At 77.8% G+C, this 19,354-nt stretch carries 2 protein-coding genes; both read right to left on the bottom strand.

Annotated features, from left to right (window positions below; all coding sequences use genetic code 11):
• Positions 1 to 18: 18 nt before the first annotated feature.
• Positions 19 to 8,835, bottom strand: coding sequence for a type I polyketide synthase (locus J2S66_RS07645; protein WP_310305562.1), 8,817 nt, complete (start codon positions 8,833 to 8,835; stop codon positions 19 to 21).
• Between the two features lie 24 nt (positions 8,836 to 8,859).
• Positions 8,860 to 19,353 (bottom strand): SDR family NAD(P)-dependent oxidoreductase, encoded by a 10,494-nt coding sequence (locus J2S66_RS07640; RefSeq protein WP_310305560.1) that lies wholly within the window; start codon positions 19,351 to 19,353, stop codon positions 8,860 to 8,862.
• Position 19,354: the final 1 nt, after the last annotated feature.

The following is a 19,354-nucleotide window of genomic DNA, read 5'->3' as shown; positions in this document are numbered from 1 at the left end:
TGCGGGGCGGGCGTGGCGTCAGGAGATGCCGAACTCCGAGCCCAGGAACTCGAACACCTCGTCGTCGGAGGCGGTGTCGAGGTCCGGGGTGTCGCGTGGTGCGCCGTCGCAGCGGGCGGCGAGGGCGCGGAGCCGTTCGGCGACCCGACCCCGGGCGACCGGTTCGCCCGGTCCGAGGTCGGCCAGCGCCTTCTCCAGCCGGTCGACCTCGGCGAGCAGCCGGTCGTCCGGGCTCGCCTCGGCGACGGCGGGCAGCAGCAGGGCGCGCAGGCGTTCGGCCAGCGCGGCCGGTGACGGGTAGTCGAAGACGACCGTGCGGGCCAGGTCGAGCCCGGTGGCGGCGGCGAGCCGGTTGCGGAACTCGACCGCGGTCAGCGAGTCGAAGCCCAGGTCGGCGAACGCCTGGTCGGCCGTCACCTCGTCCGCGCCCCCGTACCCGAGGACGGCCGCCGCGACGCCGCGCACGAGCCGGGTCAGGGTGGACACCCGCTCCGGTTCGGGCATGGCGGCGAGGCGCGCGGTGAGGTCGCCGGAGTCCTCGGCGCGACCGGTCGCGGTGTCGGCGGTCGCGGGCCGGGCCTCCGGGATGGCGTCGAACAGGCGGGTCGGCCGCACGGTGTCGATGCCCGGCCCGTAGACCGACCAGTCGACGTCGGCGAGCGTCAGCGTCGTGTCGCCCAGGCGCAGCGCCTGGTTGAGCGCGGAGACGCCGAGCGCGGGTGCGATCGGGGTGACGCCCGCGCGGCGCATCCACGCCTCCACGGCCGGGTCCGCGCCCATGCCCGCCTCGCCCCACGGCGACCAGGACACCGACAGCGCCGCCAGGCCCCGGTCGCGGCGGTGCTCGGCGAGGGCGTCGAGCAGCGCGTTCGCGGCGGCGTAGCTGCCCTGCGCGCCCGCGCCCAGGCTGCCCGCGATGGACGCGCACAGCACGAACCGGGTCAGGTCGAGGTGCTCGGTGAGGGTGTGCAGGTGCCAGGCGGCGACGGACTTCGCCGCGAGCATCGCGTCCAGCCGCCCGGGGGTGAGGTCGTCGAGCATGCCGTCGTCCAGCACGCCCGCCGCGTGCACCACCCCGGTCAGCTCGGGCAGGTCGCCGACCAGGCGGGCCAGGGCGTCGCGGTCGGCGGCGTCGCACGCCACCACGTCCACCCGCGCGCCCAGGGCGACCAGGTCGTCGCGCAGCGCACCGGCGCCGGGCGAGTCGAGCCCGCGCCTGCTCGTCAGCACCAGGTGCGGCACGCCGGCGCGGGCCAGGTCGCGGGCGATCCAGCCGCCGAGCGCACCGGTGCCGCCGGTGATCAGGACGGTGCCGTCGGCGGCGGGGTCCGTGCCGCCGGGGCCACCGGGGGCGGGCACGAGCCGGCGGGCGTGCACCCCGGTGCCGCGCAGGGCCACCTGGTCCTCGCCCGCCGGTCCGCAGAGCAGGTCGGCCAGCCGGCCGGCGGTGGCGCGGTCGACCTCGACGGGCAGGTCGACCAGGCCGCCCCAGCGGTCGGGGTGCTCCAGCGCGACCCCGCGCCCGAGGCCCCACACGCCCGCCTGGGCGGGCGCCCGGAGGGGTTCGTCGGGGCCGGTCGACACCGCGCCCCTGGTCAGGCACCACAGGGGTGCGGTGGTGCCGGTGTCGCCCAGGGCCTGGACGAGCGCGACGGTCGCGCCGACACCGGCGGGGCCGGCGGGCGGCCCGTCGTCGGCCGCGCCGAGCAGCGAGACCACGCCCCGCAGGTCGTGGTGACCGCGCACCGCCCCGGCCAGCCCGTCACGGGTCGCGTCGTCCACCTCGACCACCTCGACGGCGCCGAGGGCGGCCAGGGCGGCGTCGGCCCACGCCCGGTCGAGGTGGGCCGGCACCAGGGCCAGCCAGCGGCCGGAGCGGTCGGTCGGAGCCGGGTCGGGGACCGGGGTCCAGGCGATCCGGTACCGGCAGCGGTCGGCGGCGGCGCGCTCGCGGCTCCGGTCGCGGAAGGCGGCCAGGGCGGGCAGCACGGCGTCCACCGCCTCCCGGTCGACGCCGAGCGCGGCGGCCGGGTCGTCGGCGGTGAGGGCGGTCCACCAGTCGTCGCCCACCTGACTCGGCCGGGCGGCCGGTTCCGGCCAGAAGCCCTGGTGCTGGAACGGGTAGGTCGGCAGGTCGACGGGACGCGCGCCCAGGTCGGCGAAGACGGCGTCCCAGTCGAGCGGCACGCCGTGGACGTGCAGGTGGGCCAGCGCCGACGCGGCGGCGGCGTCCTCCGCGCGGTCGCGGCGCAGCAGCGGCACGGACGGCCTGCCGGTGGCGTCGCCCGCGAGGGCGGCCAGCGCGCCGTCCGGCCCGAGTTCCAGGAACACGTCCACGCCGAGGTCGGCGGCGGTCCGGACCGCGTCGGCGAAGCGCACGGCCGCGCGCGCCTGCCCGGCCCAGTACTCCGCGCCGCCCCAGTCGTCCCCGGCGACCAGGCCGGTCACCGTGGACACGACGGGCACGGCGGGCCGTCCGGTGACGGCGTCGCGCGCCGCCCGGGCCAGGTCCTCCACCACGGTGTCCATACGTGGTGAGTGAAATGCGTGCGAGACCGGCAAACGCCTAGTCTTTCGGCCGAGGGCGGCGAACCCGGCCGCGACGGTCTCCGCCCCGGCCTCGTCGCCGGCCACGACGACCGACCGCACGCCGTTCACCGCGGCGATCGACACACCGGGCGTGAGCAGCGGCGACACCTCGTCCTCGGTGGCCTCGACGGCGATCATCGCCCCACCGGGCGGCAGCGCGCCCATGAGCGCGCCGCGCGCGGCGACCAGCGCGCACGCGTCCGCCAGGGACAGCACACCGCCCACGTGCGCGGCGGCGATCTCACCGACGGAGTGGCCGACGAGGACGGCCGACCGCAGACCCCACGACTCGACCAGGCGGAACAGCGCGACCTCGACCGCGAACAGCGCGGGCTGGGTGAACTCGGTGCGGTCGAGCAGGTCTGCCTCGGGCGTGCCGGGTTCGGCGAACAGGACCGGCCGCAGCGGCCGCGCGAGCGCGCGGTCCAGGTGGGCGAGCACCTCGTCCAGCGCGGCGGCGAACACCGGGTACGCCCCCGCCAGCTCGCGCCCCATGCCGGGCCGCTGCGCGCCCTGCCCGGAGAACAGCAGGGCGACGCGCGCGGGCGCGGTCACCACCCCGTCGAGCGACGGCTCGCCGGCGGCGAGCGCGGCGAGGTCCCCCACCAGGGTGTCCTCGTCGCCGGACACGGCGGCGCGGTGGTCGAACGCCGCACGGCCCACCGCGAGCGCGCGGGCGACGTCGCGCGGGTCGGCGTCGGCGTCGCGCAGGTGGGCGGCGAGCCGGGCGGCCTGGTCGCGCAGCGCGGCGGGGGTGCGGGCGGACAGCACCCACGGCACGGCGCGGCGGGGTCCGCGCGGCGGCGGCGTCGCGGCGGGGGCCTGCTCGACGACGACGTGCGCGTTCGTGCCGCTCACGCCGAACGACGAGACGCCCGCCCGGCGCGGGGCGCCGGTCTCCGGCCAGGGCCGCGCCTCGGTGAGGAGTTCCACGGACCCGGCGGTCCAGTCGACGTGCGTGGTGGGCGTGTCCACGTGCAGGGTCTTCGGCACGGTGCCGTGCCGCATGGCCTGGACGACCTTGATGATCCCGGCGACGCCGGCGGCGGACTGCGCGTGCCCGAGGTTGGACTTGAGCGAGCCGAGCAGCAGCGGGCGCTCGCGGTCCTGCCCGTAGGCGGCGATGATCGCCTGCGCCTCGATCGGGTCGCCGAGGACGGTTCCGGTGCCGTGCGCCTCGACCACGTCCACGTCGGACGGGGCCAGGCCAGCGTTGGCGAGGGCCTGCCGGATCACCCGCTGCTGCGAGGGCCCGTTGGGCGCGGTGAGGCCGTTGGACGCGCCGTCGGAGTTGACCGCGCTGCCCTTGACGACGGCCAGCACCTCGTGGCCGTTGCGGCGCGCGTCGGACAGCCGCTCCAGGACGAGCACGCCGACGCCCTCGGACCAGCCGGTGCCGTCGGCGGCGTCGGAGAACGCCTTGCAGCGGCCGTCCGGTGCGAGGCCGCCCTGCGTGCTGAAGTCGATGAACGCGGCCGGCGTCGTCATCAGCAGCACGCCGCCCGCCAGCGCCAGGTCGCACTCGCCCGAGCGCAGCGACTGCGCGGCCAGGTGCAGGGCGACCAGCGAGGACGAGCACGCGGTGTCCACGGACACCGCCGGCCCTTCGAGGCCGAGCAGGTAGGCGACCCGGCCGGACAGCACGCTGGTGGCGTTGCCCAGGCCGACGTGGGCGAGCACGTCCGCGCCGGACCCGCCCAGCAGCTGCGGGTAGTCGTGGACGTTGTTGCCCGCGAACACGCCGGTGGCCGTGCCGGCCAACGACCTCGGGTCGATGCCGGCGCGCTCGACCGCCTCCCAGGTGACCTCCAGCAGGAGGCGCTGCTGCGGGTCCATCGCCAGCGCCTCGCGCGGCGAGATGCCGAAGAACGCCGCGTCGAACCGGTCGACCCCCGCGACGAACCCGCCGTGCCGGGTGGACGAGCCGCCGCCGTCGAACAGGCCGGCCAGGTCCCAGCCCCGGTCCACGGGGAAACCGGTGATGCCGTCCCGGCCCTCGACGACCAGCCGCCACAGGTCCTCCGGTGACGCGATGCCGCCCGGGTAGCGGCAGCCCATGCCGACGATCACGACCGGGTCGGTCTTGGCGTGGTCGTCGGCGGTGGCGCGGACCTCGCGGGCGTCGTCCGCGCCGGCCAGGTGCGCGGCCAGGGCCTCCGGCGTGGGGTGGTCGAACACGAGCGTCGCGGGGAGCGGGCGGCCGAGGTCGGCGGCGAGCGCGGTGCGCAGCTCGACGGCGGTGAGGGAGTCGAAGCCCATCGACTGGAACGCGCGGCGCGGGTCGACCGCGTCCGGCGAGCCGTGGCCCAGCACGTCGGCGACCCGGGCCAGGACCAGGCGGAGGAGGTCGGCGGTGGCCGGCAGCCCGGCCCGGGGTGCGGGGCTCGGGCGGGTGCGCGCCGCCGGGATCGCGGCGAGGAGGGCGTTCGGGCGGGGCAGGACGGCGGCGTAGCGAGCCCAGTCCACGTCCACGACGACCCGGCCGCCGGCGTGGTCGGGGGCCTGGTGGTCGAGGGCGGCGAGGGCGTCGGCGGGGTCGAGGACCGCCATGCCGGCCCGGCGCATCCGCTCCCGGGCCGTGTCGCCGACCCCGGCCCACGGGGACCAGCGCACGAGCGCGTCGGGTGCGACGGCGCCGGCGAGCGCGCCGACCGCGGCGTCGAACGCCTGGCCGGGCGCGCCGAGCAGCGAGGCGAGCGGGGCGGCGACGACGAACTCGTCCGCCCCCTCGGCCAGGGCGGCGGCCGTGCGCAGGCAGGCGGCGGCGCGGCCCAGCGCGGCGGCGGTCGTGACGGGGTCGAGGGTGTCCAGCACCCCGTCGACGGTCGTGCGGACGGCGTGGAAAACGCCGGTGAACGGGCCGAGCGCGTCGAGGGTGGCGGACGCGGCCGGGTCGGCCAGGTCGCAGGCCACGACGGTGACCTGGGTGCCGCGCTCCTCCAGTTCGGCGGTCAGGTCGTCGGCGTCCCCGCGCCGGCCGACCAGCACCACCCGGCGGGCGTCGGCGACCCTGCGGGCGAGGTGCCGGCCGAGCGCGCCCGTGCCGCCGGTGATGAGGACCGCGCCGTGTTCCCGCTTCCCGACGGGCCCGGGTTCGGCGGGGACGAGCCGCCGCGCGAACACGCGGTCACCGCGCACCGCCGCCTGGTCCTCCCCGGCGGCCAGCACGGCGGCCAGCCGACCGGGGCCGCCGTGCGCGGGCAGGTCGACGATCCCGCCCCAGCGGTCCGGGTGCTCGACGGCGGCGACGGCCGCGAACCCCCACAGCGCGGCCTGGGCCGGGTCGGCGGGCGGGTCGCCGGGTAGGGCGACCGCGCCCCGGGTGACGCACCAGACCGGCGCGGTCACGCCCGCGTCCCCCACACCCTGGAACGCGGCCAGGAAGTCGGCCGGGCCGCCGGTCACCACCACCCCGCCGGGGCGGCGCTCCCCCACCAGGGCGGCCACCGCCGCCCGGTCCGCGCCGCCGTCGAGCGGCAGGTGCTCGGCAGCGAGGTGGGCCGCGAGGCCGGCGTCCGGACCGATCACCAGCCACGGGCCCCGGAGCGCGCCGCCGACCTCGCGCGCCACCCACTCCACCACGTGCTCGCGGCCGTCGGCGGGTCGGTCGAGCGGGTCGGGCCAGAAGCGCTCCCGCTGGAACCGGTAGGTGGGCAGGTCGACGTGCCCGCCCTCGCCGTGCAGCGCCGACCAGTCGACGCGCACACCCGCGACGTGCAGCCGCGCCAGCGCGTCGACGACGGCCTGGCGCTCGTCACGTCCCTTGCGCAGCAGCGGCACCGCACCCGGTGCGGCGGCGCTCAGCGTCGCGTCCGGCCCGACCTCCACCAGGACGCGCTCGTCGCCGGTCTCGTCCACCGCCGCCCGCACGGCGTCGGCGAACCGCACCGGCTCGACGACCTGCTCCACCCAGTAGTCCGCGTTCCCCAGGTCCGCCACCGCACCGGTCACCGACGAAATCACCGGGATCGACGGCGCACCGAACGACACCCCGTCGAACGCCTTCCGGAATTCACGCTGCATCGGCGACACCAACGGCGAGTGGAAGGCGTGCGACACGGACAACCTGCGCGTCCTGTGCCCACGCCCGGCCAACTCCGACGCGGCAGCCAGCACCGCCCCTTCCTCACCGGACAGCACCACCGCACGCGGACCGTTCACCGCCGCCAAGGCGACGGCGTCACCCAGGTACAGGACGACCTCGTCCTCCGACGCCTCGACCGCCACCATCACGCCGCCCCCGGGCAGCGCCGCCATCAACCGACCACGCGCCACCACCAGACGACACGCGTCCTCAAGACCCAGCACACCCGACACGTGAGCAGCCGCGAACTCCCCCACCGAATGCCCCACCAGGAAGTCCGGCCGCACCCCCCACGACCCGAGCAACCGGAACAACGCCACCTCGACCGCGAACAGGGCAGGCTGCACCAACGCCGTGTCCGACCCACCCGCCGCCAACACCCCGCGCAACGACCGACCCCACAACGGGTCCACCACCGCCGCCACCTCGTCCAACGCCCCCGCGAACACCGGGAAACGCGACGCCAACCCCAACCCCATACCCGGCCGCTGCGCACCCTGCCCCGAGAACAGGAACACCACACCGGGATCGGCGGCGGCGGTCCCGGTGATCGCTCCCGGGGCGGCCCCGTCCGCCAACCAGCCGGTCAACGCCGCACGACGCGTCGCCGCGTCCTCGCCCACCAGCGCCAGCCGGTGCTCGAACGCCGCACGACCGGTCGACAGCGCTCGCGCGACGTCCGCGTCCCGGACGCCGTCGGCCGGGTCCAGGAAGTCGGCCAGCGCCGCCGCCTGGGCGCGCAGCGCCGCCGGGGTGCGGCCCGACAGCACGTAGGGCAGCCCGGACGGCGCCTCGACCGGGACGCCTGCCGGGGTGTCGGCGGGCGGCGCCTCCTCCAGGACCACGTGCGCGTTGGTGCCGCTGAACCCGAACGACGACACCGCCCCCCGCCTCGGCCGGTCGCCGCGCGGCCACTCGCGCTCGGTGCGCAGCAGCGACACCGCGCCCGCCGACCAGTCGACGTGCGGGGTGGGCTCGTCGGCGTGCAGGGTGCGCGGCAGCAGCTCGTGCCTCAGCGCCTGCACGACCTTGATCACGCCCGCCACGCCGGCCGCTGCCTGGGCGTGGCCGATGTTGGACTTCACGGACCCCAGCCACACGGGGGTCGCGCGCCCCTGGCCGTAGGTCGCGAGCAACGCCTGCGCCTCGATCGGGTCCCCCAGCGACGTGCCGGTGCCGTGCGCCTCCACCAGGTCCACGTCGGACGGGGCGAGCCCGGCGTCGTCCAGCGCAGCCCGGATCACCCGCTGCTGCGCCGGTCCGTTGGGCACGGTCAACCCGCTGGTCGCGCCGTCCGAGTTGACCGCCGTCCCGCGCACGACCGCCAGCACCGGGTGGCCGAGCGACCGCGCCACCGACAACCGGGCCAGCACCAGCACGCCGACGCCCTCGGCCCAGCTGGTGCCGTCGGCGTCGGCGGAGAACGCCTTGCACCGCCCGTCGCCCGCGATCCCGCCCTGCCGGTCGAACTCGCCGAACACCTCGGGCGCGGCGACCACCGCGACGCCGCCCGCCAGCGCCAGGTCGCACTCGCCGCCGCGCAGCGCCCGCACGGCGAGGTGCAGGGCCACCAGCGACGACGAGCACGCGGTGTCCACGGTGACGGTGGGCCCGTGCAGGCCCAGCACGTAGGAGATCCGCCCGGACAGCACGCTCGCCGTGTTGCCGGTGCTGACGTGCCCCTCGTCGCGCTGCGCCGACCCGCGCAGCAGCTCCGGGTAGGACTGGCCGCTGGTGCCGACGAACACGCCGGTCCGCGAGCCGCGCAGCGACGACGGGTCGATGCCGGCGTGCTCGACCGCCTCCCACGTCGTCTCCAGCAGCAGCCGCTGCTGCGGGTCCATGGTCACGGCCTCGCGCGGCGGGATGCCGAAGAAGTCCGCGTCGAACAGGTCCACGCCGTCGAGGAACCCGCCGCGCCACCGCCGGTGCGCGGCGGGCCAACCCCGGTCGGCGGGGACCGTCGTGGTGGCGTCCGCGCCGGACGCCACCAGGTCCCAGAACGCGGCGGGCCCGGCCGCGCCCGGGAAGCGGCAGCCGACACCGACGACGGCCACCGGCTCCACGGCCCGGGCCCGCACCTCGTCGAGCCTGGTCCTGGTGCGGTGCAGGTCGGCGGTGACCCGCTTCAGGTAGTCACGGAGCTGGTTCTCGCTGGCCATCGGGGTCCCTCTCGCGGTCGGGCGTCACGTACCGCGCAGCTCGCGGTCGATGAACTCGAAGATCTCGTCGTCGCTGGCGTCGTCGATCACGTCGACGAACCCCGCCCCGCCGGCGGGGACCGGCACGTCCCCGCCACCGCCGAGCAGGTCGAGCAGGGCGCGCAGCCGGCCCGCCACCTCGTCCCGCGCCGCCTCGGGCAGGCCACCGGACACGGCGGCCTCCAGGGCGGCGAGGTCGGCCAGGTGCGCGTCCGGCACGGACTCGAACCCGGGTTCCAGCAGCGACAGCAGGTGCGCGGCCAGGGCTGTCGGGGTCGGGTGGTCGAACACGGTGGTCGCGGCCAGCCGCAGCCCGGTCGCGCCGTTGACGCGGTTGCGCAGCTCCACCACGGTCAGCGAGTCGAACCCGAGGTCGGTGAAGCCGCGGTCGGCCTCGACGGCGTCCGGGGACCGGTGCCCGAGCACGGCGGCCACCTGCTCGCGCACGAACCGGACCAGGGCGCGCCTGCGCTCGCCCGCGGTCAACCCGGCCAACCGGTCCACGAAGGACCCCGCGTCCGCCGCCTCGGTCGCGGCGGACCGGCGGGCCGCCCCGGTGACGAGGCCGCTCAGCAGCGGCGGCAGGTCGGTGTTGGCGCGCAGCCCGGCCTGGTCGAACCGCACGGGCAGCGGGGACGGGTCGGCGGCGGCCAGCGCGGCGTCGAACAGGGCGTGCCCGTCGGCCCACGACAGCGGCCGGGTGCCGGAACGGCCCGACGCGCCGCCGAGGGCCGCGGTCATGCCCGCCTCGGCCGTCCACGGGCCCCACCGCAGGGACTGGCCCGGCAGGCCGCGCGCCCGGCGGTGCTGGGCGTGGGCGTCGAGGAACGCGTTGGCGGCGGCGTAGCTGCCCTGCCCGGGACCGCCGACCGTGCCGACGACGGACGAGTAGGTGGTGAACGCGGCGAGGTCGGCGTCCCGGGTGAGCCGGTCGAGCACGAGCGCCGCGTCCGCCTTGGCCCGCAGCACGGTCGCGAGCCGTTCCGGGGTGAGCGCGGACAGCACGCCGTCGTCGAGGACGCCCGCCGCGTGCACCACGGCGGTCAGCGGGTGCTCGGCGGGCACGGCGGCCAGCACGGCGGCCACGGCGTCCGGGTCGGCGGCGTCGCACGCGACCACGTCCACCCGCGCGCCCGCGTCACCCAGCTCCGCGCGCAGTTCGGCCGCGCCGGGGGCGTCCGGGCCGCGCCGGCCGAGCAGCAGCAGCCGGGTGGCGCCGTGCTCGGCGACCAGGTGCCGGGCCAGCCTCGACCCGAGCGCGCCGGTGCCGCCGGTGATGAGCACGGTGCCGTCGGCCCGCCACGGCGCGGGCAGGGTGAGCACCACCTTGCCGGTGTGCTTCGCCTGGCTGACGTGCCGGAACGCCTCGGGCGCGCGCCGGACGTCCCACGTGGTGGCGGGCAGCGGCCGGACCGCGCCGAGGTCGAGGAGTTCGGCGAACATCCGCCCGAGCCGGTCCGGACCGGCCTCGACCGTGTCGAACGCCGTGTAGGTGATGCCGGGGTGGTCGGCGGGGTCGCGGACGTCGGACTTGCCCATCTCGGCGAACCGCCCGCCGGGCGCGAGCAGTTCCAGCGAGGCGTCGGTGAACGCGCCCGCCAGCGAGTTGAGCACCACGTCGACGCCGCGCCCGCCCGTGGCGGCCCGGAACGCGTCCGCGAAGTCGAGCGTCCGCGACGACGCGATCCGCTCGTCCGGCAGGCCCAGCTCGCGCAGGGCGGCCCACTTGCCGGGGCTCGCCGTGGCGTAGACCTCGGCCCCGAGGTGCCGGGCGAGGCGGATGGCGGCCATGCCCACGCCACCCGCACCCGCGTGCACCAGCACCGACTCGCCGGGCTTGAGCCCGACCAGGTCCACCAGCGCGTAGTACGCGGTGAGGTAGGCCATCGGCACGGTCGCCGCCTCGGTCCACGACCAGCCGTCCGGCACCCTGGTGACGGTGCGGCGGTCGGCCAGCGCGCGCGGACCGTACGCGCCGGACAGCACGCCCATCACCCGGTCGCCGGGCGCGAGGTCCGTGACGCCCGGCCCGACTTCGAGCACGACGCCCGCGCCCTCGACGCCGAGCGGGCCGGGTTCGGCGCCCGCCGCGAGACCGAGCACGGACAGCACGTCGCGGAAGTTCACGCCCGCCGCGCGCATCCCGATCAGCACCTCGCCGGGGCCGGGGGCCGGCACGTGCACCGGCACGGCCGCGATCCCGTCGACCGCGCCGCTGCCGGTCGCGTCGAGCCGCCAGCCCTCGCCGACGCCGAACGCGGACGGCAGGGCCACCACGTCACCGGGCGCGGGCCGCACCACGCGCGGCGCGAGCAGCGCGCCCCGGCGCACGGCGGCCTGCGGCTCGCCGGAGGCGACGGCGGCGGCCAGCAGCGCGGCGTCCGCGCCGCCGTCGTGGTCGAGGAGCAGGAACCGGCCGGGTTCCTCCCACTGCGCCGAGCGCACCAGCCCCCACACGGGGGAGGCCGGCAGCCCGGTCAGCGCGTCGGACGGGCTCGCCGCGACCGCGTCCCGGGTGAGCACCAGCAGCGGGACCGCCGCCAGGTCGTCGCGGGCCGCCCAGTCGCGCAGGACCTCCAGCACGGACGCGGTGACGCCCTCCTCGGCGGGCACCGGCAGCACCGCGAAGGCGGGCGCGGGTGCGTCCGCGGCGAGTTCCGCGGCCAGGGCCGCGGCGTCGGCCACGCGCCGGCCGGGCAGTTCGGGGGTGCCCGAACCCAACACCACCGGCTCCACCGCCCCGACCCCCCCGGCGGTGTCGACCGGGGTCCAGATCAGCGAGTGCAGGCCGTCGGCCCGGCCGCGCGGCGACCCCGTGTCGGCCGGGCGCAGCACCAGCGCGCCGATCGTCGCCACCGGGGCGCCGGTGGTGTCGGCGACGGTCAGGGTCACCGAGTCGGGTCCGGACGACGCGAGCCGCACCCGCAGCCGGCCCGCGCCCGTGGCGTGCAGGGCGACCCCCGTCCAGGAGAACGGCAGCTGCTTCGGGTCGGTGTCGGGGTGCGCGAACGAGATGGCGTGCAGGGCCGCGTCGAGCAGCGCCGGGTGCAGGCCGAAGCCCTCCGCCGCGCCCTGCTCGTGGCCGGGCAGCACGACGTCCGCGAACACGTCCTCGTCGCGCCGCCACACCGCGGTCAGGCCGCGGAACACCGGGCCGTAGTGGAAGTGGCGCTCGGCGTGGTGCTCGTAGAAGCCGTCCAGGTCCATCGGTTCGGCCCCGGCGGGCGGCCACGCCCCGTCCAGCGCCACGCCCTCCACGGCCCGCGGGGACAGCAGGCCGCCCGCGTACCGGGTCCACGGCGCGTCGTCGCCGTCCGGTCGGCCGAACACGGCCAGCGTGCGCGTCCCCGCCCCGTCCGGCGGGCCGACGACGACCTGCACGCGCACCGCGCCGGCCTCGGGCAGCAGGAGCGGCTGTTCGAGGGTGAGCTCGGCCACGCTCGGGCAGCCGACCTCGTCGCCGGCGCGGAACGCCAGGTCGAGGAAACCGGTACCGGGGAACAGGACCGTGTCGCCGACGCGGTGGTCGGCCAGCCACGGGTGGGTGTGCCGGGACAGCCTGCCGGTGAGCAGCACGCCGTCCGAGTCGGGCAGCGGGGTCGCCGCGCCCACCAGGGCGTGCCCGGTGGCGTCGAGGCCGACCGTGCCCACCTCGTCGGCGGCGAACCGCGCCAGCCAGTACCGCTCGTGGCGGAAGGCGTAGGTCGGCAGCGCGACCCGGTTGCCGGGGAGGACCGCCGCCCAGTCCACCGGGACGCCGCGGGTGTGCAGGCGGGCCAGGCCGGTGAGCAGGGTGGTGTCCTCCGCGCCGTCGCGGCGGGCCAGGGGCACGACCAGCACGTCCGGGCCGGCGGTGTCCCGCACGGCGGCGGACAGCGAGCCGTCCGGGCCGATCTCGACGACGGTGTCCGCGTCCAGCGCGGCGACCGCGTCGGCGAAGCGCACCGGTTCGCGCACCTGGCGCACCCAGTAGTCCACTGTGGACATGTCGGACGGCTCGCCGGTCACCGTGGAGACCAGCGGGACGGCGGGCGGCGCGAACGCGATGCCGTCGAGCGCGGCGCGCAGGTCGTCCAGCACGGGTTCGACGAGGGGCGAGTGGAACGCGTGGCTGACCCGCAGCGGTCGGGTGCGGAACCCCGCCAGCCGGCGCCCGGCCTCGGCCACCGCGTCCGCCGGGCCCGCGACGACCACGGCGTCCGGCGCGTTGACCGCGGCGACGACCACGCCGTCCGGCAGCAGCGGCGCGACGACGTCCTCGGGGGCGCGCACCGACAGCATCGCGCCGCCCGCGGGCAGGGCGGCCATCAGGCGGGCCCGCGCCGACACCAGGCGGCACGCGTCGTCCAGCGACAGCACGCCCGCGACGTGCGCGGCGGCGATCTCGCCCACCGAGTGCCCGACCAGCACGTCCGGGCGCAGGCCCCACGACTCGACCAGCCGGAACAGCGCCACCTCGAACGCGAACAGCGCGGGCTGCGCGACGCCGGTGTCGTCCGGGTCGCCCGACCGCACGTCCACGTCGAGGCGTGCGCGCACCTCCTCGAACGCGGCGGTGAACACGGGGAACCGCGCCAGCTCCGCCCCCATGCCGGCCCGCTGCGCGCCCTGCCCGGCGAACACGAACGCGGTCGTCGGCACGCGGTCGGCCCGGCCCACCAGCACGTCCGGCGCGGTGTCGCCGGCGGCGAGCACGGCCAGGCCGTGCCGCAGCCCGGCCGGGTCCGCGCACACGACGGCGGCGCGGTGCTCCAGGTGCGCGCGGGTCGTCGCGGCCGAGAAGGCCAGGTCGCCCAGGGCGCGGGCGTCCAGGTCCAGCCACCGCTCGGCCTGCGCGCGCAGCCCTTCGGGGGTGGCGGCCGACAGGAGCACCGGCACCGGGCCCGCGGTGGTCGCCGGGCGCGCCTCGGCGAGCGGGGCCTGCTCCACGACGACGTGCGCGTTGGTGCCGCTCGCCCCGAACGACGACACGCCGGCCCGGCGCGGCCTGCCGGTCTCCGGCCACGCGGTGGCCCCGGTGACCAGCCGCACCGCGCCGGACTCCCAGTCGACGTGGGGGGACGGGCGGTCGACGTGCAGCGTGCCGGGCACCAGGCCGTGCCGGATGGCCTGCACGACCTTGATGATCCCGGCGACGCCGGCGGCGGCCTGGGCGTGCGCCAGGTTCGACTTGACCGAGCCGAGCAGCAGGGGCCGCTCGCGGTCCTGGCCGTAGGTGGCGAGGACGGCCTGCGCCTCGATCGGGTCTCCCAGGGTCGTGCCGGTGCCGTGCGCCTCCACCACGTCCACCTCGGACGGTGCCAGGCCCGCGTCGGCCAGCGCCGCCCGGATCACCCGCTGCTGCGCCGGCCCGTTCGGCGCGGTCAGGCCGTTCGACGCGCCGTCGGAGTTGACGGCGCTCCCCCGGACCACGGCGAGCGCGGTGTGGCCGTTGCGGCGGGCGTCCGACAGGCGCTCCAGCACGAGGACGCCGACGCCCTCCGACCAGCCGGTGCCCTCGGCCGACTCGGCGAACGACCGGCACCGCCCGCCGGCGGCCATGCCGCCCTGCGCGGTGAACCCGGTGAACGCGGCGGGCGTGGACATCACCATCACACCGCCCGCGAGCGCCAGCGACGACTCGCCCGCCCGCAGCGACCGCGCCGCCAGGTGCAGCGCCACCAGGGACGACGAACAGGCCGTGTCGATCGTCATCGCCGGGCCCTCCAGCCCGAACGCGTACGACACGCGGCCGGACAGCACGCTCGCGACCGTGCCCGCCAGGTGGTGCCCCTGGACGTCGGCGGGCGGGCGGTAGTCGGTGCCGACCGCGCCGACGAAGACGCCCGTGGACGAGCCGCGCAGCCCGACCGGGTCGATGCCCGCGTGCTCCAGCGCCTCCCACGAGGTCTCCAGCAGCAACCGCTGCTGCGGGTCCATCGACAACGCCTCGCGCGGCGAGATGCCGAAGAAGCCCGCGTCGAAACCGGCGATGTCGTCCAGGAAGCCGCCCTCGGCGGTGGCGCTGGTGGTGCCCAGGCCGGCGAGGTCCCAGCCCCGGTCGGTGGGGAACGGCCCCACGACGTCGCGCCCCTCGACCACCAGTCGCCACAGCCCGTCGGCGTCCGCGACGCCGCCCGGGTAGCGGCACGCCATGCCGACGATCACGATCGGGTCGCTCGGCGCGGAACCGCCCGCGGCCGGGAGGCCGGCGTCCACGGCAGCCGGCCCGAGGAGGAGTTCCGCGAGGTGCGCGGCCAGCGCCTCGGGCGTGGGGTGGTCGAACACGGCGGTCGCGGGGACCGGCGCGTCCGTGGCGGCCCGCAGCCGGTTGCGCAGCTCGACGGCGGTCAACGAGTCGAAGCCGAGTTCGCTGAACGCGCGCCGCGCGGGCACCTCGGCGGCGGACGAGTGGCCGAGCACGGCGGCAGCGGTGTCGCGCACCAGGTCGAGCAGGCGTCGCACGGCCTGTGCCCTGGGCAAGCCCGCCAGCCCGGTGGTCGGTTCCGCGGCGTCACCGGCGGTGGTGTCGGCGCGGCCCCTCCGGAACGCCTCCAGCTCGGCGAACAGCGGGCTGGGCCGCTCGGCGGCGAACCACGGCGCGAACCGCTCCCAGCCGAAGTCGGCCACGACGAGTTGCGCGGGCCCGCCGTCGAACGCCGAACCGAGGGCCGAGCCGAACGCGTCGAGGGCCCGTTCCGGCGTCAACGCGGGCAGTCCGCGCGAGGCAAGCGCGTCCGCGAGCTCCGCGCCGCGCCCGGTCGCCCACTCGGCCCAGGCGACGACCGCCCCGGGTCGCCCGGCGGCGCGGCGGCGCAGCACGACGGCCTCCGCCACCGCGTCCGCCGCCGCGGCCGCGGCCTGACCCGGACCGCCGACCGCTCCCGCCAGGCCGGCGAACACCACCAGCGGGACGTCCCCGGCCAGCTCGTCCAGCACCGGGACACCGGCCAGGGCCGTGCGGACCGGGTCGAGCAGGCGCGTGTCGTCCAGCGCGGACAGCGTGCCGTCGGCCACGACGCGCGCGGCGTGCACCACGGCGGTCAGCGGCCGGTCGGCGGGGATCGCGGCGATCGCGGCGGCCAGCGCCTCGCGGTCGGTGACCGAGCAGGCGACGGACGTCACGTCCTCCGCGGCCTCGTGCGCGTTCCGCGCGACGATGACCACGTGCTCCGCGCCGTGCTCCAGCACCCAGCGGACGACGCGCGAGCCGACCGAGCCGGTGCCGCCGGTCACCAGGACCGTGCCGCTCAGCCCGGGGGTGGCGGGAGTCCCGGAGACCGGCAGGAGGCGTCGGCCGAGCAGACCACCGCGCCGCACCGCCACCTGGTCCTCGGGCGCGTCGGGCAGGAGCAGTTCGTCGCCCGCCAGGTCGACCAGCCCGCCCCAGCGCTCCGGGTGCTCCAGCGCGGCCACCCGCCCCAGGCCCCACAGCGCCGCGTGGCCCGGGTTGGTCACCGGGTCGTCGTCACCCGTCGACACCGCGCCCCGCGTCACGCACCACAGCGGCGCGGGGAGGCCGAGGGAACCCAGGGCGCGCAGCAGCGCCGTCGTCAGCGCGACACCGGTGACCCCGTCGTCCGTGGCGGTCAGCGCCAGCACCCCGGACGGCTCGACACCGCCGAGCGCCTCGGTGATCCGGGCCGCGGTCACCCCGGCGTCGGCGGACACCACGACGCGGGCCGCCGGGCCGTCCGGGGACCACGACGCCTCGTCGGCCACCGCGACCAGCCACGTGCCGTCGAGCGGGCGACCGGGGCCGATCGGCGTCCACCCGGTCCGGTACCGGCCGCCCACCGCGGGCGCGGGCAGGTCGGGCCACAACCTGGTGCGCTGGAACGGGTAGGTCGGCAGGTCGACCCGGCGCGCGCCGGGGAAGAACCCCGACCAGTCCGCGGCGACGCCGGCGCAGAACGCCTCGCCCAGCGACAGCGCGAACCGGTCGGACCCGCCGTCGTCGCGCCGCAGCGTGCCCACGGCGGCGACGGGCGCGCCCGCGGCCTCCGCGGTCCCCTGCACGGCGGCGGTGAGCACGGGGTGCGGCCCGACCTCGACGAACGCCCGGTGCCCCACCGCCACCAGTCCGCGCACGGCCTGCTCGAACCGCACGGTCTCGCGCAGGTTCCCGAACCAGTACCCGGCATCGAGGCCGGCGGTGTCGAACCAGTCCCCGGTGCGGGTGGAGAAGAACGGCACGGTCCCGGTCACCGGCCGCACGGGCGCCAGCGCGGCGAGCAGGTCGTCGCGCACGGCGTCCACGTGCGCCGAGTGCGAGGCGTAGTCCACGGCGACGCGCCGCACCCGCGCGCCCTCGGCGGCCAGCGACGCGGCCAGCCCGTCCAGCGCGGCCGGCTCCCCGGACACCACGACGGCGGCGGGCCCGTTCACGGCGGCGATCGACAGCCCCGACGGCAGCCGGGGGGCCACCTCGGCCTCGGGCAGCGCCACCGACAGCATCCCGCCGCGCCCGGACAGCGCCCGCCCGATCGCCCGCGCCCGCAGCGCGACGACCCGGGCACCGTCCCCCAGGGACAGCCCGCCGGCCACGCACGCCGCCGCGACCTCGCCCTGCGAGTGGCCGACGACGGCGGCCGGGCGGACCCCGTGCGCCTCCCACAGCGCCGCCAGCGCGACCGCCACCGCCCACGACACGGGCTGGACGACGTCCACGCGGTCCAGGGCGAGGCCGTCGCGCAGCACGTCCACCAGCGAGAAGTCCACGTGCGGGGCGAGCGCGTCGGCGCACTCGCCGATCCGCGCGGCGAACACCGGCGACTCGTCGAGCAGCCGCGCCCCCATGCCCGCCCACTGCGCGCCCTGGCCCGGGAACACGAACACGGGCCGGGCCGCGTCGGGATCGGCGACGCCCTCGGCGGTCGTCGCCGAGGGGCGGCCCCCGGCCAGCGCGCCCAGGTCCGCCGGGTCCAGCAGGACGGCGCGGTGCGGCAGGGCGGTCCTGGTGGCGGTCAGCGAGAAGGCCACGTCGGACGGCCGGTCGCCCCCGGCGGCGAGGTGGTCGCGCAGCCGCGCGGCCTGCGCCCGCAACGCCTCCCGGGACCGCGCCGACAGCACCCACGGCACCGGCCCGGCGGGCGCGGCCTCCACCTCCCCGGCCTCCACCTCCCCGGCCTCCACCTCCCCGGCGGGCGCGGCCTCCACGACCACGTGCGCGTTGGTGCCGCTGACCCCGAACGACGACACGGCCGCGCGGCGCGGGGCACCGGTCTCGGGCCACGGCCGGGCGGCGGTCGGCAGCTCGACCGCGCCGGTCGACCAGTCCACGCGCCGCGACGGGTTCTCGGCGTGCAGGGTCGCGGGCACCGTGCCGTGCCGCATCGCCATCACGACCTTGATCAGCCCGGCCACGCCGGACGCGGCCTGCGCGTGCCCGATGTTCGACTTCACCGACCCCAGCAGCAGCGGTCGCGCGCGGTCCCGGCCGTAGGTCGCGAGCAGCGCGCCGGCCTCGATGGGGTCGCCCAGTGCCGTGCCGGTGCCGTGCGCCTCCACCAGGTCCACGTCGGACGCGGACAACCCGGACGCCGTGAGCGCCTGGCGGATCACCCGCCGCTGCGCCGGGCCGCTCGGCGCGGTCAACCCGTTGGACGCGCCGTCGGAGTTCACCGCCGACCCGCGCAGCACCGCGAGCACCGGGTGCCCGTTGCGGCGCGCGTCGGACAGCTTCTCCAGCAGCACCAGGCCGACACCCTCGGCCCACCCGACGCCGTCCGCGCCCTCGGCGAACGCCTTGCACCGGCCGTCCGGCGCGACCGCGCCCTGCCGGCCGTAGAGCACGAACGCGGTGGGCTTGACCATGATCGTGACGCCGCCGGCGAGCGCCAGCGAGCACTCCCCCGCCCGCACCGCCTGCGCTGCCAGGTGGATCGCGACCAGCGACGACGAGCACGCCGTGTCCACGGTGACCGACGGGCCCTCCAGCCCGAACGTGTAGGACAGCCGGCCGGACACGACGCTCGCCGCGTTGCCGGTGCCCGCGTGCGGGCTGCCGTCCTCGCCGGTCGCCGCCAGCAGGTCCAGGTACTCCTGGCCGTTCGTGCCGACGAACACGCCGGTGCGGCTGCCGTGCAGGGCGGCGGCGTCCAGCCCGGCCCGCTCGAACGCCTCCCACGACGTCTCCAGGAGCAGCCGCTGCTGGGGGTCCATCGCCAGCGCCTCGCGCGGGGTGAGCCCGAAGAACGCCGGGTCGAAGTCCGCGACTCCGGACACGAACCCGCCCTCGCGGGTCGGTCCCACGGCCAGGTCCGCCGGGTCCCAGCCCCGGTCGTCGGGCAGCGGGCCCACCGCGTCGACCCCGGCGGCCACCAGGTCCCACAGCTGCTCGGGCGAGGTGACGCCGCCGGGGAACCGGCAGCTCATGGCCACGACGGCGACCGGCTCGGCGCGACCGGCGGCGAGCTGCCGGTTGAGCCTGCGCAGCCGCTCGTTCTCCTTCATCGACGCCCGGAACGCCTCGATGACCTGGTCGGTGGAGTGGGGCATG

The organism is Saccharothrix longispora (assembly GCF_031455225.1).
Taxonomy (GTDB): domain Bacteria; phylum Actinomycetota; class Actinomycetes; order Mycobacteriales; family Pseudonocardiaceae; genus Actinosynnema; species Actinosynnema longispora.
The sequence above is the reverse complement of the archived record's forward strand: the minus strand, read 5'-3'. Positions and strand labels throughout refer to the sequence as shown.

Excerpts from the sequence above, each read along its gene's own strand:
- J2S66_RS07640 (WP_310305560.1), bottom strand. The coding sequence starts at position 19,353 with ATGCCCCACTCCACCGACCAGGTCATCGAGGCGTTCCGGGCGTCGATG.
- J2S66_RS07645 (WP_310305562.1), bottom strand. The coding sequence starts at position 8,835 with ATGGCCAGCGAGAACCAGCTCCGTGACTACCTGAAGCGGGTCACCGCC.